Origin of the sequence: Fluviicola sp., from assembly GCF_039596355.1 — a bacterium.
In the GTDB taxonomy this organism is placed as follows: Bacteria; Bacteroidota; Bacteroidia; order Flavobacteriales_D; family Crocinitomicaceae; genus Fluviicola.
Map to the genome: position 1 here is coordinate 114,913 of NZ_JBCNJW010000010.1, position 26,140 is coordinate 141,052.

A 26,140-nucleotide genomic window follows, 5' to 3' on the forward strand; every position below is an offset into this window, starting at 1 on the left:
AGAATTCTTTGTCCTGACTCCTAGAGTCTTGTCTCTGATTTTCTTAAAACGGATCATTTAACTCCGCTCTCGAAACTGCTTCGGCGTCTCCCCGCAATGCTTTTTAAAAAACAAATGAAAATACGGGTAGTTCTCAAATCCCAGTTCATCGGCAATTTCAGCAATACTCTTCGACTCGCTGACCAGTTTGCGCTTCGCTTCCAGGATTAACCGCTCAGCAATCAGCTGGCTGGTACTTTTTCCGCTGCATGCCAGGCAAATCCGGTGCAGGTGTTTGGTTGTCATCGCTAGTTTCGAAGCATAGTCCGACGGATTTTTATGCTGTGTATAAAATTGATTCAGCAAAAGTGTGAACCGGTGAAAATGATCCTGGTACCGGCTGTTCTTCCCGGAATCCGTCTGCTGCTCCTTTGCAATATAAACCCGGGAAAGATCGGAATAAATCAGTTGTGTGAGACTGGCAATTTTTAGGAAGGAATGCGCTGTGTTTTCCTGGTATTCATCCATGATTTCGGCAAATCGCAGCTGGAGTTTTTCAGCCGTTTGGGAGTCGATCTCCAGCATCGGTACAACTATGCGTGATTGAAAGAAAGGCCAGAGGTACAAATCGAAATGCGCTGAGTAGAACCGGTAAAAATCCTCAGAGTGAAACAAAATCCATCCTTCCGCATCTTCCTCGAATTCCCAATGGTGAATCTGTTCCGGCTGAAGAAAAAAGACCGCATTCGGACGGATCGGGTATGCATTAAAATCAATGTCGTGCCTGCCTTTTCCGGATTGAAAAAATACGGTGAGGTAGAAATCATGCTTGTGCGGATGCGTAATGTCCGAATGGTATTTTTTTAAATGTTCGGAAAATCGATTGACGTAAAAAGCTTGAAACAAGCCGTTTTCATCAAATTTTTCGATGGGGAGTCGGGGGAATTGCATGGCTGAATTTAGTAATTATGTCCGAATAATAGAATTAATGGCGCTGAAAAGGAATAAATTCCCGCTGTTTTGTGTCCTAACTTTGTAAAAAAAAATGGAAATGTCAAAGTTTAGACCGATTCTGAGTGGGACTTGCCCGAAATGTGGAAAGGGCAAAATATTTGAAACAAAAGGCTCATTGCTTCATCTGAAAGCCCCGAAAATGCACGAGCATTGTTCCGAGTGCGGCTACCGTTTCGATAAAGAGCCAGGTTACTTTTTCGGTGCGATGTATATCAGCTACGCGCTGGCCATCGCGGAGTTGTTCCCGGTATTCTTCCTTTGCTTCTGGGTACTCCCGCTGGGTTGGATGTTTGCCCTGATGTTCCTGGTGCTGATCCTGACGATGTTCTTCAACTTCCGGGCATCCCGCGTGTTATGGATCCATATCTTCCATGAGTAGAGAACGTTAAATTTTAATTGCTAAATCCTTTTTGGGATAAATTGATTTCCAGTCTTCTAAAGAATTTGATACATTAGTTCCGACTACTGATTTAGATTTACATGAGAAGATTACTACTATTTACAACGTGTTTGTTGGGGCTGAATGCCTTTGCACAAACCTCCAATTTTCAGAGCTACTGCCAGCAGGCGTACGCTGCTTATCCCAATGTCCCGAGAGGAACGCTCGAAGCGGTTTCCTGGACGCAAACGAGGATGTCCTATTTATCGGCCACCGGGCCGGAGTCGTGTTCAGGTTTGCCGCGATCACACGGTTATCTTGGAATGGTGGCCAAAGGAAAAGGCTATTTCAAAGAAAACATGAAACTGGTTTCCCAGGTTTCGGGAGTTTCCCTTCAGCAAATGAAGGAAGATCCTGCCGCAGAAATTCACGCCTTTGCCAAGGTGGTGAGTAGCTACATGGAAGAACTGCGCGGAAATTCCCTGCAGAATTCCCTGAAAGAAATTTTCGGAAGGCTTTCCTACCTCTCGGATTCCGGAAGAGTGAATCAATTTGCGCGTGATGCGGAATTATACGAATTGTTCCGCTTCCTGAACAAAGACGAAAACTCGGTGAATTATGCCTTTCCGAACTACGATTTCAACCTCACAGACATCTTCGGAGCGGCAAACTTGTCGGTTTTGAGTGCGCAGCGCATCGTGTTCACTGAACAAGGCATTCAGTCGACCTCCGGAGCGGTTTACCAGGTCAAGAAAAAGGAATCGATCCAGAAATCGACCGAGTATGCTCCTGCAATCTGGAATCCTGCCGCTACGTGTAATTACAGTTCCCGGAGCGGAACCGCAATTTCGGCTATTACAATCCACACCACGCAGGGAACGTATGCCGGAACCATTTCGTGGGCGCAGAATTGCTCTTCCAGTGTATCGTATCATTATGTACTGCGCTCTTCAGACGGCCAGGTAACACAAATGGTACTGGAAGCAAACAAAGCGTGGCACGTTGGTTCTGAAAACCCATACACCATCGGATACGAACACGAAGGATACATCGATCAGCCTCAATGGTACACCACGGCGATGTACAATGCATCGGCGGCGCTGACGAGAGATGTATGCCAGAGCGGATACGGTATTTCGCCATTGAGAACTTTTTCAGGTGCAGCAACAACCGGAACAAATACGCTGGGTGGATGTATTAAAATCAAAGGACATCAGCATTTCCCAAGTCAAACACATACCGATCCGGGAATTTACTGGGACTGGGGATTGTATTACAAACTGGTGAATAACAGCCCGGCTCAAACAACCGTGAGTACAGCTACGGGAACCTTCACCGATTCAGGAGGAAGTACCGGAAATTACAGCAACGATGAGCGCAAGTTCACCCTGATCCAGCCGGCAAATGCCAGTTCGATTACCTTGAATTTCTCCAGTTTTTCCATCGAAGCAAACTGGGATTACATGTACATCTACGACGGAGCAACAAACAATGCGCCACTGATCGGAACCTATACCGGAACAACTTCCCCGGGAACAATTACGTCCTCCAGCGGAGCGTTATTGATCGAATTCCGAAGCGATTGTGCGACGGTTGCTGCAGGTTGGGTTGCGAGTTGGACAAGTGTCATTACGAATCCGGCTTTGGGAGACGCAGTTCCTCCGATGACAACCGTCAGTGTTCCGGCAAGCTGGGTGACGCAAAACTTCACAGCGACCTATTCCGATACGGATAATTCAGGCGGAAGCGGCATCGAGAAGTCATTTTACCAGGTCACGGATTTAAGCGGAAGCGACTGGCGTGCCAATTCCGATAAAGGATTCTTCAACGACAATTTTGACCAGGCGGCGATTCATTCCAGCTGGACTTCGCAAACGGGAACGTGGGCACTAAGCTCCGGAAACCTGGTGCAGAGCGATGATTCAAACGGAAATACCAATATCTGGGCGAAAGTAACGAGTAACCTGAGTGACCGCTACCTGTATCACTGGTCAGGAGCCATGTCGGGAGCGGGAACAAACCGCAGAGCCGGATTGCATTATTTCTGCAGTGATCCGACATTATCAAACCGTGGGAACTCCTACTTTGTGTTTTTCCGCCTTGATAGCGATAAAATCCAGATTTACGAAGTGACTAATGACGTGTACAGTTTGGTCGATGAAGCATCTTACGATTTCAATGTGGGGCAATGGTATGACTACAAAGTTGTTTATGACCGCACGACCGGAAAACACCAGGTCTACATCAACAACGTATTGGCGCGTACCTGGACGGATGCCACTCCGCTCACAACCGGGAATTATATTTCGTTCCGTACCGGAAATTGCGTGTACAGCGTGAACGATCTGAGAGTATACCGCTCGAGAACTTCCAGTACATCCATCGCGGTGGGAACAGGAGGAGATATGCGCTACGAAAGCCCGAACTCTTCTACTGCTGCCGGCCGGATTCGTTCCATTGTCCAGGATGCGGCAGGAAACTTGTCTGCGATTGCGTCCCAGGATGTGAAAATTGACTGGAGCACGCCTTCGTCGATCCAAACAGTGAATGACGGAACAGCTGCGGATGTTTCATTTACAACAAACAACACCATGCTGGAAGCAAACTGGACGACTTCTGCTGATTTGAATTCGGACGTGGCAAGTTATTGGGTGGCTGTTGGAACAAGCCCGGGAGAAGCAGATGTGGTTCCGTGGACGGAAAATTACTGGAATACTTCAGTAAGTCTCGGAGGATTGAACCTCACAACCGGAACAACATACTACATTTCGGTAAAAGCAGAAAACGGAGCCGGCATGTTCTCTGGGATCATGTCTTCGAACGGACAAACTCTTATGCCTCCGTCAGGCCCTCCTGTAGCATCTTTCCAGGTGCAGCACACAGCTGTTTGCTCAACCGATTCACTTGCGTTCCAGAATCAGTCTCAGGATGCAGTGACTTACCTGTGGAGCTTCCAGGGAGGAATTCCGGCAACGAGCACCGCGGTCAATCCGAAAGTGCAGTTCCCTGCTTCGGGATCATACCAGGTACAGCTGATTGCAACCGGTGCTTCGACCTCAGATACAATTTCCCAACTGGTGACTATTTCTGTGAGCGAGCCGGTTCAGGCACAGTTTACGGTAAACGAAGACACATTATATCTTCCGAATGAAGTGTTGTATTGTGCGAATGCATCTGTTCATGCAAACGGTTACAACTGGAATTTCGGAGACGGAACAGAAAGCCAGGACGCAAATCCATGGCATCAATATGCTGGTCCGGGAGTCTATGAAGTGCGCCTGGTTGCGGCCAACGACGGGTGTCCGAATGATACGGTGAAACAAACTGTTCGTGTGATCGGCTCAGCGGGATTGCAGGATCTGAATGTGATGAACTGGAGTGCTTATCCGAATCCGGCGAAGGAAATCCTGACAGTCACGGTCGACAAGAACTATACCGGTGGAATGCTCTTATTCACTGATTTCCTGGGGAGAACCGTTTTGATAAAGAAACTGAATTCGGAGGCAATTTCAATTGACATCAGTGGTTTAGCTGCCGGAGTTTACAGTTTGAACTATGAATCCGGTGGGCAGCAGGTGCAGCAAACGATCATAAAACAGTAAATTTTTACCTGGGGTAGATTCTTTTTTTCTGAAAAACGACGGTTAAAAAACCGAAAACTGCTTTACAGAAAAACGACGTGGTAAAAACCAAAATTGGTCAGTAAATTTGGTTTATACCTCAGTAGGGAAAGAAATTAGAACCTACTCCTAAATCTAATAGTGAAACCATTTTTGCTGTCGAAGCGGAAATGGTTTTTTTATTGCAAGTTGTTACCTTTATTTATTCCAACAAAAAAACCCTGACGCTGCCGTCAGGGTTTTCGATATCAAAAGAGGATATTAATCTTCGTCTTCGTCATCACCTTCTGCAGCTTTAGAAGCTCCACGAGCCATTTTAACTGCAACTACTACTGCGTTTTTAGCTTCAGAGATAGCTAAACCATCATTTTCCAGGTCTTTCACACGGATAGACTGACCGATACGCAATTTTGTAATATCGATTACGATTGCCTCAGGCAAATCAGTTGGAAGACCAACTACACGTAAACGACGGAAAACCTGCATCAAACGTCCTCCGGCTAATACACCGCGGGAAGCTCCTGTTAAACGCACCGGCAAAGCAACTTTAACCGGTTTTTTCTCATCCAGTTCCAAAAAGTCGATGTGAACAACTTTGTCAGTTACCGGGTGTTGCTGGATCTCCTGGATAATAGCGTTTGCTTTTTTACCATCGATATCCAACTCGATTTTAAATACATCCGGGTTGAAAACCAATTTTTCAACCTTGATGTCTGCCAGAGAGAAATGTGTCTGCGTCCCTTGTCCGTAAAGAACACATGGAACTTGCCCTGAATCTCTCAAAGCCTTAGCATCTTTCTTCCCTACGTTCGCGCGTGACGAACCGCTCAATTGTGCTACTTTCATTTGTTTGTTTTTATTTAATTTATGTTATCCGCCGGGGCGGATCATTTATCTCTCTTATTCCTAAGAGATAATAAAATGCGTACTAATGGATTCGTTTTTAACCAGGCGATCGATTACATCTGCAAACAGATCTGCTACGGTAATGACACGAATCTTGTCACTTTTTTCTTTCAACGGAATGGTATCTGTTACGATCAACTCCGTCAATTTTGAATTGTTGATACGTTCGAAAGCCGGTCCGGACAATACCGCATGTGTACAGAATGCACGAACACTTTTTGCTCCTTTTTCGATAAACAACTCAGCGGCTTTTGTCAATGTTCCTGCTGTGTCGCACATATCGTCTACCAGGATTACATCTTTTCCTGCGACATCCCCGATCACGGTCATCTCAGCCACTTCATTTGCTTTTTTGCGGTGTTTGTGACAGATTGCCAAACCGGTATCCAACTTTTTAGCGTAAGCATTTGCGCGTTTTGCACCTCCTGCATCCGGAGCAGCCATCACCAGGTTTCCGTTATCCAATGCCTTCATTTCGTTGAAGAACAAAGTAGACGCAAACAAGTGATCCACTGGAACCTCAAAGAATCCCTGAATCTGGTCAGCGTGTAAATCCATGGTCATTACGCGGTCAACTCCTGCAGCCATCAACATGTTTGCAATCAGTTTTGCACCGATCGCAACACGCGGCTTGTCTTTACGATCCTGACGGGCAAAACCGAAGTACGGAATAACAGCGATGATTTTACGGGCAGAAGCACGTTTTGCGGCATCAACCATCAACAACAACTCAAACAGGTTTTCTGTCGGAGGCATCGTCGACTGAACGATAAAAACGTCTTGTCCGCGTACTGTTTCTTCAAATGATGGTTGAAATTCACCATCACTGAATTCAGTTACATTGACATCGCCCAAACTAGCTCCAAACTTGGTAGCAATTTGTTCTGCAAGCACTTTTGAGGCTCTTCCTGCGAAAATTTTGACGCCGTAAGACATGATTTTTACCGTTTTAAGAGCGCAAAGATAGGAATAATATCCGAAATGCACGATTTTTTTTCAGACCTCTCAAAACGATTTAGTCTTTCGCTTTTCCCTTACGCGACAACCAGCGCGGAAGAATCACCGAACCGATGATCAGATAGGGAAAATAAGAGATCAAACGCCACAAAACGGCCATCGTTCCCAACAGGATGATGCTGGTGCTGAATTCGGACAGCAATTCTCCGAAAGCCCATTCCGCAACACCGCTTCCGCCGGGGGTGGGAGAAATGCGCAAAAACATCCACAAAACGAATTGTTTGGAGAAAATCTGAACCTGCTGGAGAAAACCCAGGCTTAAAAACGCCTGTAGAATGAAATTGATCACCAGGAAGCGGGAAGACCAGGAGAAAACGGTTGCTCCGAAAGCCTTCAACCAGAATGAAAACGGCTCGTTCCGCATTTGCGAAGCTGTTTCGCTCACATCATTCCCTGTTTTTTCGGCACCTTTCCGGAAACGCTTCAGGAATGGAATGCGGGTGAAAAAGGTGAGCAGCTGGAAAACGAGTTTCGGGTAAAGCACAATGCTGGAAAACAACACCAGGCAGAGCAGGGTGAATACTCCGAATCCGCTCCAGAAAAGCGTCATCATCGATCCGTTCCCGGTGGAAGGAAATAACTGGTTTGCCGGGATGAACAGGAAGAGCAGCGGAATCACCACCACGTAGAATAAATTATCGAGAAAAGCCGTGAGAATCACAATGGCGGTAGCTCTTCCGAGCGCAATTTGTTCCCGGTTGAGGATGAACATGGCAACTGTTGCGCCGCTCATGACGCCGGGTGCGAGGGCAGAAGCAAATTCCCAGAGCATGATCACGTGAAAAGCCTGCGTCCAGGTGAGTTGTTTCTTCGTCAAAATCCGGATGCGGAGCATGTAGCCCAAATCCCGGCCAACCATGCCGAGAAGCGCCAGGAAAATCCAGAAGAACGTAGTGCTATTCCACGAAACATCGGAAAGCACCTGCAAGGCAGATTTTTGTTCGAAGTTCCCGTTTTTGGAGGGAATAAATTCCCGCTTGTCGGAATAATCGATCTTCTTGTTGTGGTTACTGTCTTTCCAGACAAACTGACCTTTCCCTTGTTCTACTTCGTGAAATTCGGTGCGGGTGAAACTGTAAATGAGGATTCCTCCTGAAATTGAAAGTCCAATCAGCAACGCGAGGTAAATCCTCCATTTGCTAAACGCTTTTTCAAAAGAATCACTCATCCGGGCTCAGTTCCAGTGTTTCTTCAATATCCCAATTGGCGCGCAGTTTCGATTTCAGATCAAAACGCACCACCTGTTCGGGTTGTGATTTGTTTAACCAGTTTCCGGTGTCCCATTGGTGATTTCCGTTCTTGTCGCGGATGCAGCGAATCTGGTACACTGCCGGAATCACCTTTTCCCAGGAAACAACCGAATCATTGGCCGTTTTGAAGAACGTGCGTACGGGAATGGTTCCATCCATCAGTTGAATGATCCAGTCGCCTTGCAAACTGGCAACACCGAGCTTGAGGTTCGACAGGTCGGATGGTCGGAGTGTTTTCAACTCCGTTTTGAGTGAATCATTCTGGTTGGATGCTCCTTTTAGCGCGCCGGATTTGAAATTGATCGAAAGGTCGAATGCCGTAGTTCCCAGTGGAATAATCCGCAGTTGATTTCCCGAAAGCACATAATTGTACTTCATACGGACAGCGATTTTGTCTTTGTCTTCCGCCACAATCAGGCTGGTATCAATGCTTTCGATCAGTTCATTCGTTTCGAACAGCAGCGTGTCGCCCAAAGTCCATGAACCTTTGTAGACCTTGTTCACAATCGTGAAATTCTTCTTCCGGTCTTTCAGAGGGATGATCTTCGTAATGGTGTCTGTGCCGTCTGTAAACGTATACACATCGTTTTCCACCACCGGAAGAGACAGTAGAACCGAATCCGTTTCGAAGCGCGTAATCACCCGGATTGGTTGTGTATTGATCACGAGTTGTGTTTCGTTGATGTCTTTTCCATACACATAGGCAACACCCGGATTGGCTGGTTTTACCTGGAGCTGTTTCACCGGATTTTTCGGTTTGGATGCCAGCAGATGGAAAAAAGTCGTGTCGCTGCTTGAAATAAGCGTGGAGGTATATGCGACATCTTCGGTTGCACCGGGCAATCGGTCTTTGTTCGAATCCAGGTAGGCAAACAGCTGGTAATTTCCCGCCTTCAGGTAGGAAAATTCGTATGCACCTCTTGCATCGCTTTTGCAAATATAGACCGGGGCTTCTTTGTATGGATCGCTCACCGAATCGTAGAGCCCAACCGTGAAGCCGTTGCAGGGTTTGTTGGAAAAACCATCCGTAATGACTCCTTTCACTTTCAGTGAATCGATCCGGTCTCCGGTTGAAAACACAAACTGGTGAATGGTATCGTTCTTCTCATTCAAATCTTTGATGGTTCCGTTGAGCTGAATGATGTACGTGGTATTCGGTTTCAACGTGCCGTCCCATTTGATAGTTACATCCCGTTTGCTGGAAGTAACAGTTAGCTTTCCTGCATTTGGATTCATGACCGCGGTGTTGGAAGGATCATTCAGCGTAAAGTATTCATCAAAACGTACGCGTAATTCCTGTTGATTGACATGCAGGGCTCCCTGCTCCGGATTTTGAGTTCCCGGAACGGGTCTGGCCGCACGGTTATCCGTAGGCCCTCCGGTCAGTGGAATCACTTCCGCACAACCGGCGATTATGAACAGGATGATTCCTAGAAACAGTGAGTACCGAGCCATTCGCAAAGTTCGTTTAAATGGTCTGCGTCGATCTGGTCGAAATCATTCAACGCGGAGCTGTCGACATCCAAAACAGCAACAACCCGGCCGTTTTTACGCACTGGTACTACAATCTCGCTCTTGCTGTCGCTGGAACAGGCAATGTGTCCGGGAAAAGCATCTACATCCGGAACAACCAGCGTTTCATCTTGTTTCCATGCTGAACCACAAACTCCTTTTCCGAAAGCAATGCGCGTACAGGCAATTGGTCCCTGGAACGGCCCCAATACCAATTCATCGTTTTCCACCAGGTAAAAACCAACCCAGAAAAAATCAAAAGTCATTTTGAGAGCAGCGGCTGTGTTTGCCAGATTTGCCGTTAAATTGGGCTCACCGGTACAAAGTGCCTTTGCTTGTGGGAGTAAAGTCCGATACTTTTCTTCTTTGGAAGATTGTGCAATAACTAATTCTTCAGCCATGAATGATAAAATGCGTTCCGAATGACGACGGATTTAATCTTTTAAACGAAGCAAAAAACCCGATCACCTGTTTTTCGGAACAGTACTGGGGCAAAGGTAAGGAATCCTATTCCTTATGTGTAAAAAATGAATTCTTTCCCGAAAAAAAACGAAAAAAAGCCCGAATCAAAACGATATTTTTACATAACTTAAATGGAAAACACGAAAAATATGCTTGACTTAAGCCAATTGGACAAGATTCTTTTTTTAGACATTGAAACCGTTCCGGAAGTATATGACTATGCCGATCTGGATCCGGAAACGACCAAACTATTCGATACCAAAAATGCACGCTACCTCACGGAAGAGAAAACCAAAGCAGATGTTTACAATGAAAAGGCAGGAATCTATGCCGAGTTCGGTAAAATCGTCTGCATTTCCGTCGGATTTGTTCACCATTCGGCAACCGGAAGGTCTATCCGCCTCACGTCATTTGCGCACGACGATGAAGAAACCTTGTTGCGCCAGTTTGTGCGCCTGCTCGAGAACAATTACAACACCCCGAAGCACTTGCTTTGCGGACATAACTCCAAAGAATTCGATATTCCATTTATTTGCAGAAGATTACTCATCCACGGGATCGGATTGCCAAATATCCTGAACCTCGCAGGAAAGAAACCGTGGGAAATTCAGCACCTGGACACCATGGAATTGTGGAAGTTCGGAGATTACAAAGCATATACCAGCCTGGCATTGCTGTGTCACATCTTCAAAATTCCTACTCCGAAAGACGATATTTCGGGAGCAGACGTGGCCCGCGTGTATTACGAAGAGCAGGATTTGAACCGGATCCGGATCTATTGCGAGAAGGATGTGATAGCGCTCATTCAGCTATTTTTGAAAATGAACGGCGAACCTTTGGTTGACGACGGAGAAATTCACGTGAAAGAATAATTTTTGCTTTCAAGGAGGTAAAGAGCTTGAATAGTTCAAAAGTTTAATGGTTCGATTTGAACTTTTGAACCTTTTAACCGGGTATGCTGAGCTATTCGAAGCATAAACCATTTTGAATGGTATTTATTCTTCTGTTGGAGTGAACAAAACTCATCATTACTTTTATCTTCGTATACTACTTTTATTAAAAACTACTTTATGAAAATGATCCTTTTTTGCCTGTGTATGGCAAGCTTTCATTTCCTGCAGGCCCAGGAAGTCATTAATTATCACGGTAAATCCATCACGATCCAGGGGCCGAAGTGTTTTTCAATGGAAATCAACGGAACCACACTGGAGTACCATCAAAAAATCGTAGACGATGATTTGTATGTGACAGTGCTTCGAAAAAGAGGAGACGGGGTCATTCACGAAATCAACGTACGCAAAGTGTCGGTGAAGGTCATTACGGACAATGTCTTCAAGATCGATTACCTGAACACCTACGGGGAAATGTATTCCTGTAAAGTATTAACGGATTTGAATAAAGTGCTTTCCACGGTGTATGAAAAATCGGGTGGAGGAAGTACCCGCGAAACAAACATCACCATTTATTTTTCCAACAAGCAGCAATTGGTCGATTTCATTGAAGAAATCAAAAAGAAAAGAGGATTTTGACAAGATTGTACAAAAGAAAGGTTCAGTGCTGGAATCAGAGATAACTTTTCAATTCTTTGCGCTTATCTGATTTGGAATGCTAAGAAGCAAAGAACGTAAAGTGAAATCTCCGGTATAAAGCGAAAGAAAAGAGTTGATACACTGCAAAAGAAAACCCCGATCCTGTATGCACGGGACCGGGGTTTTTTATTGATTTCAGTTTAAATGACTGTCTGCTTATTTCTTCACGAAAGTCAGCGTGCGCTGTCCGCTTCCGTCAACCATCTGGATCAGGTAAGTACCTGCAGAAAGGTTTGAAGTAGCAATGTAAACGAGGTTGTTTCCTTCGTTTGCCTGAACAGCGTGCTGCTGCAATCTTTTTCCTGTCAAATCCGTTACGTAGAACGTGATCTCGTTGCTTGAAGCGTTAGAGCTGAACGCAATCTGTACTTCATTGTCAGCCGGGTTCGGGAACAAGCTGATGTTTGCAACTGTACCCAAATCTGCCAATCCTGCAGTTACCGGCTCTTCGGAAGGAGAACCTGTATAAATATTGATATCGTCGATGTATACGTTGTTTCCACCACCTGAAGTGAACTGGAATTTGTAACGGAAATTGTCTGTCCAGAAAGCGCTGGTAACGTTCGTTACGTGAACCGTTAACCAATCTGCAGAAGTTGGAGTCCATGCAGCAGTTGCTGTGTTGGTTCCTGACATAGAAGTTGCTGTTACCGTTTTGCGGATTTCCCATGTTTCACCACAGTCTTTTGACAACAACACGCGCAAAATATCACTGTTGGTAGAAGTTTTCTTTCTGTACGCACACTTGAATGAAAGTGTTACTCCTGTAGCCGCATCGATCCCGGATAAATCAACTGCTTTTGCAGCCAGTTCATCTACTTGTCCGCTCGCTTCGTTCACGTTGGAAATCATTGCAGAGTTAGTCCCTGTTTTTCCGGCAGTATTGGTAACAACCCATCCGTTTCCACCCGCATTGTCCACAAACCAGTTAGGAGTGTTCAAAGTCGTCATGTTCTCAAAACTTTCGTAGAACGGAAGACCAGATGCCGCTGGCAATACCGTGATATATGCCGCAACATCAGACGTGCTGTTTGAGCTTCCGTCAGTTGCAACCAGTTTCACGGCGTAAGTTCCAGGAGTGTTGTATGTAATGGTTGGGTTCTGAGTTGCAGAGTTTGCCGGAGATCCTCCCGCAAATGTCCAGTTCCATCCTGTTGCTGCGTTGTAAGACTGATCTGTGAACTGGATAGATTCTCCTGCACAAATCACTGTGCGCGCAGCCGTGAATTTTGCAGTACATAACGTCGGTGCAGTGTCAATCCCCGTTGCCGTATGGTTGGCAGCTGTAATGATCTGGTTACGTCCACCGGTTGTGCTGATAATTGCCGCACGCATTCTCGCTACCTGTCCCGGAGTAAACATTTTGGAACAGTAAGAGTAATCCATGTAGTTTTCTACGTTGTCAACCACATCCGTTGTCCAGGAGCTGAATCCGCTTGGATCGTTGGTATCGTCACACGTATTGGAAGACAAGTTGCAGGAAGTAACACCGATACACATCGGCGTATCCTGAACGTGGTCATCTTCTCCACAGCTGGAAGCATTTCCAGGGTTGTTGTTATCACCCCAGGTATGAGAAAGGTTTAACCAGTGTCCTACTTCGTGAGTCAACGCGCGGGAGTTGGTTACACTACTTGTTCCGATTGATCCGGTGTATGTGTCCAGGATGAAAATCCCGTTGTAGTACATTCCCTGAGCATTTGCTGTAGACCCCCCCATCGGGTTGAAGGTATATCCCGCAGCTCCGCCGATTTCAGAAGCAACATAAATATTCAGGTACTTGGTATGAGGCCAAACTCCCTGGTAGATATCGTTTCCTGCAATCACGGCATTTACTTGTGCCTGACCACTGCTTCCGTCGTTTGTCAATGCAGTAACAGTTCGTGTGATCCCGTCAAAACAAGCACCGTTCGGAGCAATTTTAGCCAGTTCGAATTCGATTTCAACATCCGTCGGCATTCCCTGGAAAGGAGTCTGAACGTTTGCGGCATCTGCATTCAACTTGCGGTAATCGCGGTTCAGGATCGACATGGCATCCAAAATTTGTTCTTTGGAGATGTTTTCGGAACCATGATTGTGCAAAATGTGGAATACAACCGGAATTTTGTATACAGTCGACTTGGTCGTACTATTGTCACCTTTGGATTTCAGCTGAAGCTGGTTTTCAGTGGCCTGTTGTGCGGCTTCGATCATCGCAGCCATCACCGGATCTTGTTTCAGTTCAGCTAGTTTTTTGTGGGTAACACAGAATTCAACGTGTTCGCCTTCACGCGTATTCGTCTTGTCTAAAGTGCGAACAGGTTTTTGAGAGAAACTCCAGGAAGTAAGGAGAGAGATTCCAAGGAGCGCATAAAAATTTTTCTTCATTTTATTATTCAAGCTAGTTTTTACAATAAATGATTTAGAGAAGAGAGAAAAGTTGTAAAAACAATACAGTTCGATTGTCGAAAAGTACTTACTTTTTGAATAATGGGGGGTTGAAATTATTTTAACTGTTCCAATTGTTGATTGAACAGAAACAAAAGTACGCCTATAAAAACAAATTGCCCGGTAAATTTTACCGGGCAATTCTTAAAAAAAACTATTTTTTAACAAACTTAAAGGTTCTGCCTGAGTTTGAGTCATTCAGCTTGATGAGATACGTTCCGGCTGAAAGGTTTGCTGTTTCGAGAAGCACGATATTGGCTCCTTCCTGTGCATTTACCGGAATGGTTTTGATCACTTTCCCCGTCAGATCAGTCAGTACGAATACGACGTTGTTTGCTGTCTGGGAAGAGAAACTGATCTGAATCTCGTTTTCTGCCGGGTTCGGGAACAAGGTAACGTCCTGAAGCGTTCCGAGATCAGACAATCCCAAAACGATATCGTCAGACGGAGGTCCTGCGTAAATATTGATGTCGTCGATATATACATTGTTTCCGCCACCGGAAGTGAACTGGAATTTAAAACGGAAGTTTGAATTCCAGTAAGTACTTGTTACGTTCGTCATGTGAACAGTGATCCAGTCTGCCTGGGTTGGAGTCCAGCTTGATGAAGCTGTATTTGATCCCGACATCGTTGTTGCAGTCAATGTTTTACGGATATCCCAGGAAGTTCCGCAGTCACCTGTCAGCAATACCTTCAGCATATCATTGTTTGCGGAAGACACTTTGCGGTAAGCATATCTGAAAGACATCGTAACACCTGAAGTCGAGTTAACGCTGGATAAATCGATTGCTCTGGAGATCAGTTCGTCCGTTTGTCCGGTTGTTTGCCCGAAGTTTTCGAGTTTCGCAGAGTTTGTTCCGGTGTGACCTGCAGTTGTTGTCACTGCCCATGCATTTCCACCGCCGTTGCTCACAGTCCATGCCGGACTTGTCAGGTTGGTCAGTGTTTCAAATCCTTCGAAGAACGGAATACCTGTAGCAGCAGGAAGTACGGTAATGTACCCTGCAATATCCGAAGTGCTGTTAGAGCTTCCGTCGGTTGCAACCAGTTTCACAGCATAAGTTCCCGGAGTGTTATAAGTTACTGTTGGGTTTTGAGAAGCAGATGTAGCCGGAGTACCACCGGTAAACGTCCAGTTCCACCCGGTTGCAATGTTGTATGATTCGTCTGTGAACTGAATACTTTCCCCCTGGCAGACTACCTGTTTCGGTGCGCTGAATTTAGCCGTACACAAGACCGGTGCAGTGTTGGCTCCTACGGCAGCGAGGTTAGCAGCTGAAATAACATTTGCTCTTCCGGTAGAACTTTGAGTAATCGCGGTTCTCATACGATCCACCTGTCCGATGGTAAACATCTTGGAACAGTAGGAATAATCCATGTAGTTTTCTACGTTATCGATCTGGTCAAAACCCCAGTATGCGTTATCCGTGCTGCAGGTATTTGCCGTCAAAGCACAGGAAGTAGATCCTTTTGTTGCAGGAGTATCGTCCACACCATCCGAACCACAGCTTACGCCCGGATTGTTGGTTCCTCCCCAAACGTGGGAAAGGTTCAGCCAGTGACCAACTTCGTGAGTCAATGTGCGGCTTGTATAATCACTTGAAGTTCCGATGTTTCCGACATACGTGCTCAATACCCAGATTCCGTTCATCATGGAAGTAGCAGACCAGCTGGAAGGATTGGTGGTATATCCTGCCGCTCCACCGATATCCTGGCAGATAAATACGTTCATGTACTTATTCCCGGGCCATTGTCCGTTATACACATCGTTTCCTGCAATAATTGCATTCACCTGGGCCTGACCATCATCTCCGTTACTTGTCTGAGCACTCTGCGTACGGGTGATTCCGGAAAAACAAGCTCCGTTCGGTGCTTTGGTAGCCAGTGCAAACTTGATGTCCACTTTACTTCTCAAACTCTGGAATGGAGTCTGAATCGAAATCGTATCGGGGTTCAGCATGGCGTAATCCCGGTTCAGGATAGACAAGGCAGTCATGATCTGCTCTTTCGAAATGTTTTCAGAACCGCCGTTATGCAATACGTGAAAAACAACCGGAACAGTGTACTGAACTGCTTTGGTAGGACTGTTTTCTCCTTTTTTTGCCAGGAGAAGGTTGTTAAACTCCAGCTGATCCTGCACATATTGTTGCGCAAACTGCGGATTTAACATCAATTCATTCATTTTTTTGTGCGTCGTACAGTATTCGACGTTTTCCCCTTCACGCATGTTTTCCTTGTCTAACTTTCGTGCTGTATTTTGGGAGAATACAGAACCGGAAAAGCACATCGTCAGGGTTAGAAGAGTAGAGAATTGCTTTTTCATTATCAATAGTTCTAGCTAGTTTTATTAAATAGAGTTTTATTTTGAGTGGAACAAGTTACAACATTTGTCTGATAAATCGAACATTCAGTGAAAACTTTGTAAGCCATTTGCTTACAATTATTTAAAACATTCTTCACAATTCAATATCCCTGAGGGAGTAAACGACCTGGTTCAATACCGTGTGGTGCACCAGTTTGTAGAGCTTTTGTGAAACAAGTTCAGGGGAATAAAGCTGATTCGAATGCTTGTATTCCTGGAAACGTGCAACTTCCGAAAAAACGTCTTCGCTCACGGAACGGATTCCGGCTTGCATTTCGGTGTCAACCACACCCGGAGCAACAGACAAACAATGGAAATCCGGACGACCAAGCTGTTGTTCTTCCAGCTGGATGACCTGGCAGAACAAATCTACCGCCGCTTTGGAAGCACAATAGGATGCCCAGGAAGCAATCGGGTTTTTCCCGGCTCCGGAACTGATGAAAATAGCTTTAAAGGATTGGTCCTTTGGAGTGAGTTGAAGCAGGCGCTGTAAAAGAGTTGCTCCGGCAAAAAAGTTTACCTGCATCACCTTTTGGGGTTCGTCCGGTGAAAGCTTTTCGAAATAATTCACTTCCCCCAAAACGCCTGCATTGTGAATAAAAATCAGCGCTTCGGAACCCAGATCCGGTAAGGTGAGTTGTTCCACTTCAGCGGCTTGACTCAAATCACAAATCACTGCCGTGTAGTTTGCATGCGTAATCGTATGATTTCTCCCGATCCCGATAACGTGTTCTCCTTTTGCAAGGTAATTTTCGGCAACTGCTTTGCCAATTCCCCGCGATGTTCCTGTAATGATAACCATGTTTTTATAATTGAGAATTGAAAAGTTACAATTGAAAAGGATTGGATAACTGATATAAAGCTTTTCAATTATCCATTCTCAATTTTCAATTCGTGTATGTTTAGAACAAAAAAAGCGTTTCAACCGCTAATAGGGAGAAACGCTTTTAAAAATACATGTATTTGTGCTTATGCCAATGCTTGTTCCAAATCTGCGATGAGGTCTTCCACATCTTCCACACCCACACTCAGGCGCAATAAATTGTCTACCACTCCGGCTTTTTCACGCTCAGCCTTCGGAATGGAAGCGTGCGTCATCGTTGCAGGGTGATTGATCAATGATTCAACACCTCCCAGTGATTCTGCCAGTGAGAATACTTTGAAGGATGAAGCCACACGGTAGGTATTGTCAATGCTCTTGTCTTTCAGGACGATGGAAATCATTCCACCGAAATCACGCATTTGCTTTTTCGCAATTTCGTGGTTCGGGTGCTCCGGGAATCCAGGCCAGTAAACCTTTTCAATCGCCGGGTGATCTTTCAGGAAATGCGCAATTTTCTTCCCGTTTTCACAGTGACGCTGCATGCGCAGATGCAGGGTTTTGATTCCGCGCAGTACCAGGAACGAATCCATCGGGCCAGGGTTTGCACCCGAACTGTTCAGGATAAAATACAATTGTTCGTGGATCGCCGGATCATTCGTAATCAACGCTCCCATCACCACATCGGAGTGCCCGCCCAGGTATTTCGTAACCGAATGCATCACGATTGTCGCGCCCAGATCCAGCGGATTCTGCAGGTAAGGCGAAGCAAAGGTGTTGTCTGCAACCAGGATAATATTTTTTGCTTTTGCAATTCCCGCCAGTGCAGCAATGTCAATAATCTGCATTGTTGGGTTGGTTGGCGTTTCTGCCCAGATCAGTTTCGTGTTCTCATTGATGTAATGGTGCACATTTTCAGCATTTGTCAAATCAATGAAGTGAAACTTGATCCCGAATTTCTCATAGATTTTGGTAAACAGGCGGTAAGTTCCCCCGTAAAGATCGTCGCCGGTAATGACTTCATCGCCTGGCTTCAATAATTTCAGAACGGCATCCGTAGCAGCAACACCACTACTGAAACAAACACAGTGTTTCCCGTTTTCAAGCGCGGCAATGTTTGCCTGAAGTGCTTCACGCGTTGGGTTTTTCCCACGTGCATAACCATAACCTTTATTGACTCCGGGAGCTTCCTGCACATAGGTGGAAGTCTGGAAAATCGGAGTCATGATCGCTCCGGTCGTTTCGTCGGGGTGAACACCTGCGTGAATCGCTTTGGTGCCAAATTTCATATCTTGTTCTTTCATAGAAAAAGGGATTCTCTGTTGACTTACAAAGTTAATCTTTCACGAAAGAAACCAAGGGTATTCCTGAAAATAATTGAGTCCTTTGTCTCACAAGCGGTACGTCAGGTTCAGAACCAGGTTATTCTCCCGGAGTTTGTTGAATTCATTGGTTTGCAGCCTGACAAGATACAGGAATCCGGCTTCCACTTTCAGGCGGGGAATTAGGTCATATTCTACCGAGCAGCCGATCCTGTTCTGATCAAAGAAATGGTTGAGGGAGGTTCCGCCAATGTTGAGAATCAATTCATCATAAATCCCCAACTTCCATTTTTTAGTCAGGTTGTAGCGCAAACCGGTGCGATTTCGGAGGCGCAGAACCGGAAGTAGCGCGTTTTCGAAAATGCGGCATTCCAGTGCTGTACGGTTGACCAGGCTGGTTTTCCAAATGCTGCTTTTTTGCAATTCAACTGCGGCAGAAAACCGGAATTCGATTCCCGGCCGAAGGGTGTCGTCACCCGGGGATTGAATGGGTTTGTAGTTCAAGAAAAGCGCAACAGGGGAAAGCGAATATTTGACTCCTTCTTTGGGCTGATAATGAACCCATGTCCTGAAAGTAAAGAGGAGTTTTTTATCGAACAGGTTGTTATTGCTAAAACCATTCTGGCGTCTGTGCTGGAATTCAGCATCGACCTGTAATTTTTCTTCCACCGGAATAGCGAGTGTTCCCCTGAACCAGGAATTGAAATGCGTCTGAGCGCGTGCCTGAATCAGCCAGGGGAAACTGCAAATCAGAACCAGCAGAGGATGCGTGCGGAGCATGATGTTGCTTTAATGAGGAAGTTTTTCACGAAAGAATCCATACACCCAGGTTCCGGCTACAGCACTCAGCAGTGTGACAATAATCACCAGTGCTCCCGTTCCGATTTGTGCAAAAAGCGGCCCCGGGCAGGCTCCTGTTATCGCCCAACCCAGTCCGAAAATGAATCCTCCGTAAATTTGTCCTTTATTGAATTGTTTGGGATGGAATTCTATTTTCTCTCCATAGATCGTTTTGATATTGAATTTTTTGATCAGTCGTACTGAAATCATTCCGACCACGATGGCACTTCCGATGATTCCGTACATGTGAAAAGATTGAAACCGGAACATTTCCTGGATCCGGAACCAGCTCACCACTTCCGCTTTCACAAAGACAATTCCGAACAAAATTCCTACGATGAGGTATTTGATGTGGTGATACCACCGGTGTTGTAAATGACTTTCATTGATGCAGATTGCATCCATTGCACGGATTTCGTGTTCTTGCGCTGTTTCTTGATTTTCCTGCATGATTGGAGGGAATTTTAAAGTGAAAGAATGAATGGAAGGAGGAAATTGGCCATGAGCATTCCACCAGCCATAAAGCACATTGTTGCAACCAGGGATGGCCATTGAAGCGTAGACAGTCCCATGATGGCATGTCCGCTGGTGCAGCCGCCCGCGTAACGCGTTCCGAAACCTACGAGAAATCCTCCTGCTACCATCAGGATGAAGCCCCGGAGTGTCAGCAAGGCATCTGCATTCATGATCTCTTTTGGTACCAGGCTGCTGTAATCGTGAATCCCGTAGCCGGAAAGTTCCTTAACAAGTTTTGGGTTGACCCGGATGGGATTGGGATCCGCCAGGAACTGCATGGCTGCAAAACCACCGATCAGGATGCCTGCTACAAATACCAGGTTCCAGGTTTCTTTTTTCCAATTGTACTTGAAAAACGGGATGTTTGCAGGAATGCAGGACGCACAAATGTGTCTGAGTGAAGAGCTGATTCCGAAAGATTTGTTGCCCAGGATCAGCAAGGCAGGTACTGTGAGTCCGATTAAAGGCCCGGCAACATACCAGGGCCAGGGTTGTCTGATAAATTCTAACATACGTTGTTTGACTTTTTTAAAGCCGCGAAATTAAAAGCTAGACCTCAGCACTACTGCCACTTTTGTTACAGAGCTGCTTTTTTCACCTGCTAAAACAACAAAAGCACCATGAGTCACATGATGCTTCTTTTTGGGTAGTTGATTGTTTCCGTAACGAATCAGTCGTGGACTGCTAATTGATTTCGTAATTCAGCTTCTCTGATGATCCCTGCCTGTTCCCAAACCAGGTTTTTGCTTTTGTATAGTTTCAGGGTCGGAAGTGCCTGTACCCGGAGTTTTCGGCACAATCCATGATTTGCGTCCGCATCAATCCGTACCACGACCAGTTTGTCTTTCAGCTCCCGGGCGATTTCCTTTAGGGTTGGCTCCATTTTTTTACAGGGAATGCACCAATCAGCGTAGAAATCGACCAAAACCAGTTTGTCCGAATCGATCAAGTCCTGGTATTGCTGATCGGAGATCGTCTCTGTCTTTGAAACCGCAGCGGCGGTTGTTTCCGGTAATTTTTCCGCCCGCCAGGAAAGCATCCCGCCTGTGAGTTCATGCACGGTTTTAAAGCCTTTTTTGCGCAACTCGGCCGCTGCTGCGGCACTCCGTCCGCCACTCAGACAGTAAATAAATACCGGTTTCGAATGATCCAGGGTTGCTGCCTGAGAGCCGAAATCCGGGTTGTTCCAATCCATGTTGCGCGCCTGTTCGATATGGCCTCCGGCGTATTCTTCGGGAGTTCTGACATCAATGATAACAGCGTCTTCACTGGCTTGGAGCTGATCGGCAAATTCCCGTGCCGACAGCTTGTTTTTTTCGCCTGTGTTTGGTTCAGAACTGCACCCTAAGAGTAGTGTCAATAGCACGAAGGGAGAAAAGATTCGGATGTTTATGGCTTAGAGATTTTCGCGGATTAACCGTTCCAGTTCATTGGCAGGAAACACGCCGGATTGCCGCCATTTTAATTCTCCCTTTTTGAAAATGATCAGGGTCGGAACGCCTTTGATCCGGAATTGAGCCGCTGCTTGTGGATTTTTGTCGACGTCAATTTTTATGACGGAAGCTTGTTCACCGACACGTTCTTTCAGGTCTTCGAGAATAGGCCCCATCATCTTGCAGGGACCACACCAGGTTGCATAAAAGTCGACTAATACCGGTTTGTCCTGATTGATAATTTCTTGAAATGTCATACCGATTTGTTTTTGTCTTTTTGAAAAATAGAAAGAAAAAGTCCGCCCATGACCGCACCGTACAGGCTGCTATTAACAGGACTGGAAGTGATTGCACAACTTCCCGAACTGCACCCCACAAATTTCCAATAGAGGTAACCCGCTGTTCCTCCAATGGCTGAGCCGACGATGACGAGTACTTGTTTTTTGACGAACTTTTTCATAGATGACTGTTTTGGTTAATGCGATGTACGTTTACAGGTGTTGATTCCCACCAGGGTGTAAAGCGGACAAAAACTGACCAGCGAAGTGAGGAGGAAAATTCCTGCAACCACGCCGGCTACTATTGCCCAGGCTCCTTTCAGGATTCCGCTGAAGATAAGTATCGCGGCAATCAGTGCAACGACTACGCGGATCACCCGATCCGTTGTTCCCATATTCTTTTTCATGGCTTCTGTTTTTTTACCAGTTGAATAAATACTTCTGAATCTTTCCGGGGCGGAATACTGTTATAACAGGTTTCCATCGTCCGGATATGGAAATGCGGTTCGAAAACCGGTTTGTATTCGCAGGGACAACCACCGAAAGGCGGGCCTTCCTGCTCAAATGTTCGATCAAACAATAGACCAACCAGCTTGCCGTTTGCATTCAGGAGAGCTGCCATTTTCTCAGTATACTCCTTTCTCCTGGAGGGAGGAATGGCACAGAAAAACGTTTGTTCGAGTACCAGGTCATACCGGCCTTCATGCCGGAAGAAGTCTTCGCAAATGACTTTTATCGCCGTTGTTTCACTGAATTTTTCTTGCAATAATTCAACGGCTTTCGGTGCAATATCGATTAACGTAATATTCGTAAAACCATTGGCTAGTAAGTATTCAGCTTCGTAAGCGTTGCCGCAGCCCGGAATCAGGATTGCCGCATCTTTGTGCGGATATTGCGCCATGTATTCCGTAATGGCGGGAGAAGCAAAACCGATATCCCAACCGGTTTTGCTTTGTTCCCAGCAGTTGTTCCAGTAATCCCGGTCAAGCGGACGATCACAGTGAGTGACGCAGCATAGTAACTCTTTTTTGCTGTTATCCATTTTTCGCCTGATTAACTTGTTGCCAGGTTCCGCCGTTGATGACGTTCTGAAATCCGCTTCTTTCCAGGATCTGTTTTGCCTGTCCGCTTCGGGCGCCGCTTCTGCAAAAGACAACGATGCTTTTTTTATCGCGGAATTTGGCGAGTTGACCCTGGATGCTGTCTAACGGAATATTGACCGCCCCTCTTACGCTTCCAGAGGCAAATTCTGCCGGCGTACGCACATCTACCAAAAATGCACCGCTCCGAATGGCTTCAGCAAGTTGTGCGTTGTTGCCCCCGAATAAATTTTTCAATGATTCAAACATGATCTGATCGTTTAATGTGTTTATTTAATGCTCATTCAATACTTTACTTTGACATACAAAGTCGGTTCTGGGAATGCCGGTTTTTGCAATGGCATTGAAACCTCCTGCCACTTCCGTGAAATTCCGGTAACCCCGCGCCTGTAGAATGCTTGCCGCAATCATGCTGCGGTAGCCGCCGGCGCAATGCAGGTAAAAATGTTCCAGGGGATCTACATCTTTGATCCAGTCATTGATGTATGCCAATGGTTTGCTGTATGCGTCTTCCACATGTTCGGCGGCATATTCACTTTCTTTGCGTATGTCGATGATTTTGCTTTTACCGATTTTTACTTCAGAAGCAAACTGTTCAGCCGGAATACGGTTGATGGTGTCTGTTTCTTTCGCGGCATGAACCCAGCTGTCAAAACCTCCTTCCAGGTGACCCAGGATGTGGTCGAATCCAACACGGCTCAATCGCGTGATTGCTTCTTGTTCTTTTCCGGGATCAGTGACCAGTAGAATGGGTTGATTCACGTCAGCGATCAAAGCTCCCACCCAGGGAGCAAAATCACCGTCCAGCCCGATATTGACAGACTGCGGGATGAATCCTTCCGAGAATTCCTGCGTAGAACGGGTGTCGAGAATCAATGCTCCGGAGCTTTCTGCAACCGCTTCGAATTCACCCGTGGTCAGAGCCTTCATGCCGTGACTCAGTACCTGGTCGAAACTTTCGTATCCCTTTTTGTTCATCGCCACATTCATTCCGAAATAAGCCGGAGGAGGAAGTAATCCGTTTGTAACGGCCTCGATAAAAGCTTCTTTATTTGGCTGATTCAGGGCATAGTTCATTCTTTTTTGATTTCCCAGGCTGTCAACCGTTTCTTTCATCATGTTTTTTCCGCACGCCGAACCCGCTCCGTGTGCAGGATATACGGTAATGTCATCCGGAAGCGGAAGAATTTTGCCATAGAGGCTTTCGTATAGCAACCCAGCCAGTTGTTCCTGGGTCATGTGTGCTGCTTTTTGCGCCAGATCCGGCCGGCCGACATCTCCCAGGAACAGGGTGTCTCCGCTGAAGAGTGCCGTTTCTTTCCCGTTTTCATCCAGGAGCAGGAAGCAGGAACTTTCCAGTGTATGACCGGGTGTATGCAAAACTTTGACCTGAATTTTTCCGATGGAAAAAACCTGGTTATCCGTTGCAACAATGGCATCAAACTCCGGTTGAGCCGTTGGACCATAAACGATCGGAGCCTGGGTTTGTTTACTTAAATCGAGGTGACCACTCACAAAATCCGCATGGAAATGGGTCTCGAAAATGTATTTTAAGGTTACTCCATCTGCTGCCAGACGATCCAGATAGGGTTGTGTTTCTCTTAACGGGTCGATAATTGCTGCTTCACCATCGGAGACAATGTAGTATGCTCCCTGTGCCAGACATCCAGTGTAAATTTGTTCGATTCTCATGTGATTGTTACTTGTTATTTATTGAATGTTATGTCATGCAAAGTTGCAACAAAGAGGTTGTTCCTACAGTTACTTTAGTTACATAAGTCCTTCGGTGTAAGAGAATATCCGGAAATAAACTGAAGAGTGGAAAAATATCGCAACAATGTTGCATTATTGAAAGGGAAATGCCTATTATTGCAATTAAGTTGCATTAAAAAGATGATTCATGATTCCTCAAACCTTTGATAGTTGGAAAGCTTGTTTGGTTGAAGCCTGCGGCATAGCGCTAACTCCCGAATTTGCGGCAGAACGGCTGTCGGTATACCTCGACCGGTCGAATCCGGAAACACAAAAATTTGCCGCATTATATGGCGAACATCATTTGAACAACATCATTGCCTGGTTTCAACAAGTATGAACTCGAATCGACCAACAAAATTACCCGTAACAGTGTTGAGCGGGTTTCTCGGAGCGGGAAAAACAACCCTGCTGAACCACATTCTGCACAACCGGGAAGGAATGAAAGTAGCCGTTATTGTGAACGATATGAGTGAAGTAAATATCGATGCAAAGCTGGTTGCCAATGAAAACACACTTTCCCGGACAGAGGAAAAGCTGGTGGAAATGAGTAACGGCTGCATTTGCTGTACGCTACGGGAAGACCTGATGGCAGAAGTGGAAAAATTGGCGAAAGAAGGCCGGTTTGATTACCTGCTGATTGAAAGTACGGGAATCAGTGAACCGGTTCCGGTGGCACAGACCTTTGCGTTTGTAGACGAAGCACAGGGGATAGATCTTTCCGCGTTCAGCTACATTGACACGATGGTAACCGTGGTGGATTGCTTCAACTTTTTCCGGGATTTCGGAACGGATGAATTGCTGGCAGACCGGAAACTGACTGATTTGGAAGGGGATTGCCGCACCATTGTCAACCTGTTGACCGATCAGATTGAATTTGCCAATGTGATTCTCCTGAATAAAACCGACCTGGTGGATGCCGGAACGGTCGGATTATTGAAAGCAGCCATTCAGAAGCTGAATCCATCTGCGAGAATCCGGACAACTTCCTTTGGGAAAGTGGCCTTATCGGAAATCCTGCACACGGGGTTGTTTGATTTTGATGAAGCCAGCCAATCTGCGGGCTGGCAGCGGGAATTGGCAGCGGAAAGTCATACTCCGGAGACCGAAGAATATGGAATCAGTTCCTTGGTGTTCCGCGATCACCGTCCGTTTCACCCGGGGCGTTTCTGGGAGTACCTGAATAACGGCTACCCGCCGGGAGTGATTCGGGCAAAAGGATTATTCTGGCTGGCATCCCGGCCGGATGAAGCGATTAGTTTTTCACAAGCCGGAGGTTCGTCGCGGATTGAGCGCGCTGGAGTCTGGTGGAGCAGTATTCCGGTGGAAGAACGTGAAATGCATGCAGCGTATGCAGAAAATAAAAAATACCTTGAAAGCAAATGGGATTCCTGCTGGGGAGACCGCTTAAATGAGTTAGTGTTTATCGGGCAGGATCTCGATAAAGAGAAGATGATCCGGGAACTTGAAAACTGCCTGTGGCAGGAACAGGAACCCGATATACTGCAAAAACAGGTTCGGATCGATGATCCGTTCCCGGTTAACAGGTGAGGTGTAACAAA

Annotated in this window: 26 protein-coding genes; 6 read left to right on the forward strand and 20 right to left on the reverse strand. The window is 46.1% G+C overall.

The features are described 5' to 3' along the window. Positions 1-57: 57 nt before the first annotated feature. Complete coding sequence (locus ABDV94_RS16450; protein ID WP_343748306.1) at positions 58-930, reverse strand: helix-turn-helix transcriptional regulator; 873 nt, start codon at positions 928-930, stop codon at positions 58-60. Positions 931-1,030: 100 nt separating this feature from the next. Between ABDV94_RS16450 and ABDV94_RS16455 the strand changes: the two genes are divergently transcribed. Together ABDV94_RS16455 and ABDV94_RS16460 are read left to right on the forward strand one after the other, a co-directional pair. Further along, the gene (locus ABDV94_RS16455; protein WP_343748307.1) at positions 1,031-1,372 is read left to right on the forward strand and encodes a DUF983 domain-containing protein; all 342 of its coding nucleotides are present in this window, start codon (positions 1,031-1,033) and stop codon (positions 1,370-1,372) included. Positions 1,373-1,473: 101 nt separating this feature from the next. Further along, positions 1,474-4,974: an N-acetylmuramoyl-L-alanine amidase gene (locus ABDV94_RS16460; RefSeq protein ID WP_343748308.1), complete on the forward strand. Its 3,501-nt coding sequence runs from the start codon at positions 1,474-1,476 to the stop codon at positions 4,972-4,974. 279 nt (positions 4,975-5,253) lie between these two features. On the opposite strand, the gene ABDV94_RS16465 is transcribed toward ABDV94_RS16460, so the two are convergent. The 5 genes from ABDV94_RS16465 to ABDV94_RS16485 form a co-directional block, all read right to left on the reverse strand. Next, positions 5,254-5,838 carry a 50S ribosomal protein L25/general stress protein Ctc gene (locus ABDV94_RS16465; protein WP_343748309.1) on the reverse strand — a complete coding sequence of 195 codons (585 nt, stop codon included), beginning with the start codon at positions 5,836-5,838 and terminating at the stop codon, positions 5,254-5,256. A 60-nt stretch (positions 5,839-5,898) separates the two neighbouring features. Continuing rightward, positions 5,899-6,834 (reverse strand): ribose-phosphate pyrophosphokinase, encoded by a 936-nt coding sequence (locus ABDV94_RS16470; protein ID WP_343748310.1) that lies wholly within the window; start codon positions 6,832-6,834, stop codon positions 5,899-5,901. Between the two features lie 79 nt (positions 6,835-6,913). Beyond that, positions 6,914-8,083, reverse strand: a complete 1,170-nt coding sequence (locus ABDV94_RS16475) for a lysylphosphatidylglycerol synthase transmembrane domain-containing protein (RefSeq protein ID WP_343748311.1) — start codon at positions 8,081-8,083, stop codon at positions 6,914-6,916. Next, on the reverse strand, positions 8,076-9,620 hold the full coding sequence (locus tag ABDV94_RS16480; protein WP_343748312.1) for an Ig-like domain-containing protein: 1,545 nt from the start codon (positions 9,618-9,620) through the stop codon (positions 8,076-8,078). Before ABDV94_RS16480 ends, ABDV94_RS16475 begins: the two co-directional genes overlap by 8 nt. Continuing rightward, complete coding sequence (locus ABDV94_RS16485) at positions 9,596-10,078, reverse strand: GAF domain-containing protein (protein ID WP_343748313.1); 483 nt, start codon at positions 10,076-10,078, stop codon at positions 9,596-9,598. Before ABDV94_RS16485 ends, ABDV94_RS16480 begins: the two co-directional genes overlap by 25 nt. Before the next feature lie 210 nt (positions 10,079-10,288). On the opposite strand from ABDV94_RS16485, the gene ABDV94_RS16490 reads away from it, so the two are divergent. Together ABDV94_RS16490 and ABDV94_RS16495 are read left to right on the forward strand one after the other, a co-directional pair. Then, positions 10,289-11,011 (forward strand): 3'-5' exonuclease, encoded by a 723-nt coding sequence (locus ABDV94_RS16490; protein WP_343748314.1) that lies wholly within the window; start codon positions 10,289-10,291, stop codon positions 11,009-11,011. A 198-nt stretch (positions 11,012-11,209) separates the two neighbouring features. Next, on the forward strand, positions 11,210-11,668 hold the full coding sequence (locus ABDV94_RS16495; RefSeq protein ID WP_343748315.1) for a hypothetical protein: 459 nt from the start codon (positions 11,210-11,212) through the stop codon (positions 11,666-11,668). Between the two features lie 216 nt (positions 11,669-11,884). Here ABDV94_RS16495 and ABDV94_RS16500 read toward each other — a convergent pair whose 3' ends face one another. The 14 genes from ABDV94_RS16500 to ABDV94_RS16565 all read right to left on the reverse strand — a co-directional run bounded on the left by ABDV94_RS16500 (position 11,885) and on the right by ABDV94_RS16565 (position 24,518). Next, the gene (locus ABDV94_RS16500) at positions 11,885-14,095 is read right to left on the reverse strand and encodes a M43 family zinc metalloprotease (protein WP_343748316.1); all 2,211 of its coding nucleotides are present in this window, start codon (positions 14,093-14,095) and stop codon (positions 11,885-11,887) included. Positions 14,096-14,309: 214 nt separating this feature from the next. After that, entirely contained in the window at positions 14,310-16,478 is a 2,169-nt protein-coding gene (locus ABDV94_RS16505) for a M43 family zinc metalloprotease (RefSeq protein WP_343748317.1), read from the reverse strand. Positions 16,479-16,611: 133 nt separating this feature from the next. Beyond that, positions 16,612-17,319 carry an SDR family NAD(P)-dependent oxidoreductase gene (locus tag ABDV94_RS16510; RefSeq protein ID WP_343748318.1) on the reverse strand — a complete coding sequence of 236 codons (708 nt, stop codon included), beginning with the start codon at positions 17,317-17,319 and terminating at the stop codon, positions 16,612-16,614. Positions 17,320-17,486: 167 nt separating this feature from the next. Then, complete coding sequence (locus ABDV94_RS16515) at positions 17,487-18,641, reverse strand: cystathionine gamma-synthase (RefSeq protein ID WP_343748319.1); 1,155 nt, start codon at positions 18,639-18,641, stop codon at positions 17,487-17,489. 87 nt (positions 18,642-18,728) lie between these two features. Further along, the gene (locus ABDV94_RS16520) at positions 18,729-19,439 is read right to left on the reverse strand and encodes a DUF2490 domain-containing protein (protein WP_343748320.1); all 711 of its coding nucleotides are present in this window, start codon (positions 19,437-19,439) and stop codon (positions 18,729-18,731) included. A gap of 9 nt (positions 19,440-19,448) precedes the next feature. Continuing rightward, the gene (locus tag ABDV94_RS16525) at positions 19,449-19,949 is read right to left on the reverse strand and encodes a DUF6691 family protein (RefSeq protein ID WP_343748321.1); all 501 of its coding nucleotides are present in this window, start codon (positions 19,947-19,949) and stop codon (positions 19,449-19,451) included. A gap of 14 nt (positions 19,950-19,963) precedes the next feature. Further along, positions 19,964-20,527, reverse strand: a complete 564-nt coding sequence (locus tag ABDV94_RS16530) for a YeeE/YedE thiosulfate transporter family protein (protein WP_343748322.1) — start codon at positions 20,525-20,527, stop codon at positions 19,964-19,966. A 158-nt stretch (positions 20,528-20,685) separates the two neighbouring features. After that, entirely contained in the window at positions 20,686-21,381 is a 696-nt protein-coding gene (locus ABDV94_RS16535) for a thioredoxin domain-containing protein (protein ID WP_343748323.1), read from the reverse strand. 30 nt (positions 21,382-21,411) lie between these two features. After that, positions 21,412-21,705, reverse strand: coding sequence for a thioredoxin (gene trxA / locus ABDV94_RS16540; RefSeq protein WP_343748324.1), 294 nt, complete (start codon positions 21,703-21,705; stop codon positions 21,412-21,414). Then, the gene (locus tag ABDV94_RS16545; RefSeq protein WP_343748325.1) at positions 21,702-21,908 is read right to left on the reverse strand and encodes a DUF6132 family protein; all 207 of its coding nucleotides are present in this window, start codon (positions 21,906-21,908) and stop codon (positions 21,702-21,704) included. Before ABDV94_RS16545 ends, trxA begins: the two co-directional genes overlap by 4 nt. A 15-nt stretch (positions 21,909-21,923) precedes the next feature. Beyond that, positions 21,924-22,133: a DUF2892 domain-containing protein gene (locus tag ABDV94_RS16550; protein WP_343748326.1), complete on the reverse strand. Its 210-nt coding sequence runs from the start codon at positions 22,131-22,133 to the stop codon at positions 21,924-21,926. Then, positions 22,130-22,768 (reverse strand): methyltransferase domain-containing protein, encoded by a 639-nt coding sequence (locus ABDV94_RS16555; protein ID WP_343748327.1) that lies wholly within the window; start codon positions 22,766-22,768, stop codon positions 22,130-22,132. Before ABDV94_RS16555 ends, ABDV94_RS16550 begins: the two co-directional genes overlap by 4 nt. Continuing rightward, positions 22,761-23,075 (reverse strand): rhodanese-like domain-containing protein, encoded by a 315-nt coding sequence (locus ABDV94_RS16560; RefSeq protein WP_343748328.1) that lies wholly within the window; start codon positions 23,073-23,075, stop codon positions 22,761-22,763. The genes ABDV94_RS16555 and ABDV94_RS16560 overlap by 8 nt, the downstream gene beginning before the upstream one ends. Positions 23,076-23,099: 24 nt before the next feature. After that, positions 23,100-24,518: an MBL fold metallo-hydrolase gene (locus ABDV94_RS16565; RefSeq protein ID WP_343748329.1), complete on the reverse strand. Its 1,419-nt coding sequence runs from the start codon at positions 24,516-24,518 to the stop codon at positions 23,100-23,102. 208 nt (positions 24,519-24,726) lie between these two features. On the opposite strand from ABDV94_RS16565, the gene ABDV94_RS16570 reads away from it, so the two are divergent. Together ABDV94_RS16570 and ABDV94_RS16575 are read left to right on the forward strand one after the other, a co-directional pair. Beyond that, entirely contained in the window at positions 24,727-24,918 is a 192-nt protein-coding gene (locus tag ABDV94_RS16570; protein WP_343748330.1) for a hypothetical protein, read from the forward strand. Beyond that, positions 24,915-26,129, forward strand: a complete 1,215-nt coding sequence (locus ABDV94_RS16575) for a GTP-binding protein (protein WP_343748331.1) — start codon at positions 24,915-24,917, stop codon at positions 26,127-26,129. Before ABDV94_RS16570 ends, ABDV94_RS16575 begins: the two co-directional genes overlap by 4 nt. The last annotated feature ends 11 nt before the right edge of the window (positions 26,130-26,140 follow it).

What these genes read in the sequence shown, in the direction of transcription:
- ABDV94_RS16515 (WP_343748319.1), bottom strand. Translation starts at nt 18,641, where the DNA reads ATGAAAGAACAAGATATGAAATTTGGCACCAAAGCGATTCACGCAGGT.
- ABDV94_RS16460 (WP_343748308.1), top strand. Translation starts at nt 1,474, where the DNA reads ATGAGAAGATTACTACTATTTACAACGTGTTTGTTGGGGCTGAATGCC.
- ABDV94_RS16475 (WP_343748311.1), bottom strand. Translation starts at nt 8,083, where the DNA reads ATGAGTGATTCTTTTGAAAAAGCGTTTAGCAAATGGAGGATTTACCTC.
- ABDV94_RS16545 (WP_343748325.1), bottom strand. Translation starts at nt 21,908, where the DNA reads ATGAAAAAGTTCGTCAAAAAACAAGTACTCGTCATCGTCGGCTCAGCC.
- ABDV94_RS16495 (WP_343748315.1), top strand. Translation starts at nt 11,210, where the DNA reads ATGAAAATGATCCTTTTTTGCCTGTGTATGGCAAGCTTTCATTTCCTG.
- ABDV94_RS16525 (WP_343748321.1), bottom strand. Translation starts at nt 19,949, where the DNA reads ATGCAGGAAAATCAAGAAACAGCGCAAGAACACGAAATCCGTGCAATG.
- ABDV94_RS16505 (WP_343748317.1), bottom strand. Translation starts at nt 16,478, where the DNA reads ATGAAAAAGCAATTCTCTACTCTTCTAACCCTGACGATGTGCTTTTCC.
- ABDV94_RS16450 (WP_343748306.1), bottom strand. Translation starts at nt 930, where the DNA reads ATGCAATTCCCCCGACTCCCCATCGAAAAATTTGATGAAAACGGCTTG.
- ABDV94_RS16470 (WP_343748310.1), bottom strand. Translation starts at nt 6,834, where the DNA reads ATGTCTTACGGCGTCAAAATTTTCGCAGGAAGAGCCTCAAAAGTGCTT.
- ABDV94_RS16485 (WP_343748313.1), bottom strand. Translation starts at nt 10,078, where the DNA reads ATGGCTGAAGAATTAGTTATTGCACAATCTTCCAAAGAAGAAAAGTAT.
- ABDV94_RS16465 (WP_343748309.1), bottom strand. Translation starts at nt 5,838, where the DNA reads ATGAAAGTAGCACAATTGAGCGGTTCGTCACGCGCGAACGTAGGGAAG.
- ABDV94_RS16565 (WP_343748329.1), bottom strand. Translation starts at nt 24,518, where the DNA reads ATGAGAATCGAACAAATTTACACTGGATGTCTGGCACAGGGAGCATAC.
- ABDV94_RS16570 (WP_343748330.1), top strand. Translation starts at nt 24,727, where the DNA reads ATGATTCCTCAAACCTTTGATAGTTGGAAAGCTTGTTTGGTTGAAGCC.
- ABDV94_RS16480 (WP_343748312.1), bottom strand. Translation starts at nt 9,620, where the DNA reads ATGGCTCGGTACTCACTGTTTCTAGGAATCATCCTGTTCATAATCGCC.
- ABDV94_RS16530 (WP_343748322.1), bottom strand. Translation starts at nt 20,527, where the DNA reads ATGTTAGAATTTATCAGACAACCCTGGCCCTGGTATGTTGCCGGGCCT.
- ABDV94_RS16575 (WP_343748331.1), top strand. Translation starts at nt 24,915, where the DNA reads ATGAACTCGAATCGACCAACAAAATTACCCGTAACAGTGTTGAGCGGG.
- ABDV94_RS16520 (WP_343748320.1), bottom strand. Translation starts at nt 19,439, where the DNA reads ATGCTCCGCACGCATCCTCTGCTGGTTCTGATTTGCAGTTTCCCCTGG.
- ABDV94_RS16455 (WP_343748307.1), top strand. Translation starts at nt 1,031, where the DNA reads ATGTCAAAGTTTAGACCGATTCTGAGTGGGACTTGCCCGAAATGTGGA.
- ABDV94_RS16500 (WP_343748316.1), bottom strand. Translation starts at nt 14,095, where the DNA reads ATGAAGAAAAATTTTTATGCGCTCCTTGGAATCTCTCTCCTTACTTCC.
- ABDV94_RS16560 (WP_343748328.1), bottom strand. Translation starts at nt 23,075, where the DNA reads ATGTTTGAATCATTGAAAAATTTATTCGGGGGCAACAACGCACAACTT.
- ABDV94_RS16555 (WP_343748327.1), bottom strand. Translation starts at nt 22,768, where the DNA reads ATGGATAACAGCAAAAAAGAGTTACTATGCTGCGTCACTCACTGTGAT.
- trxA (WP_343748324.1), bottom strand. Translation starts at nt 21,705, where the DNA reads ATGACATTTCAAGAAATTATCAATCAGGACAAACCGGTATTAGTCGAC.
- ABDV94_RS16510 (WP_343748318.1), bottom strand. Translation starts at nt 17,319, where the DNA reads ATGGTTATCATTACAGGAACATCGCGGGGAATTGGCAAAGCAGTTGCC.
- ABDV94_RS16550 (WP_343748326.1), bottom strand. Translation starts at nt 22,133, where the DNA reads ATGAAAAAGAATATGGGAACAACGGATCGGGTGATCCGCGTAGTCGTT.
- ABDV94_RS16490 (WP_343748314.1), top strand. Translation starts at nt 10,289, where the DNA reads ATGCTTGACTTAAGCCAATTGGACAAGATTCTTTTTTTAGACATTGAA.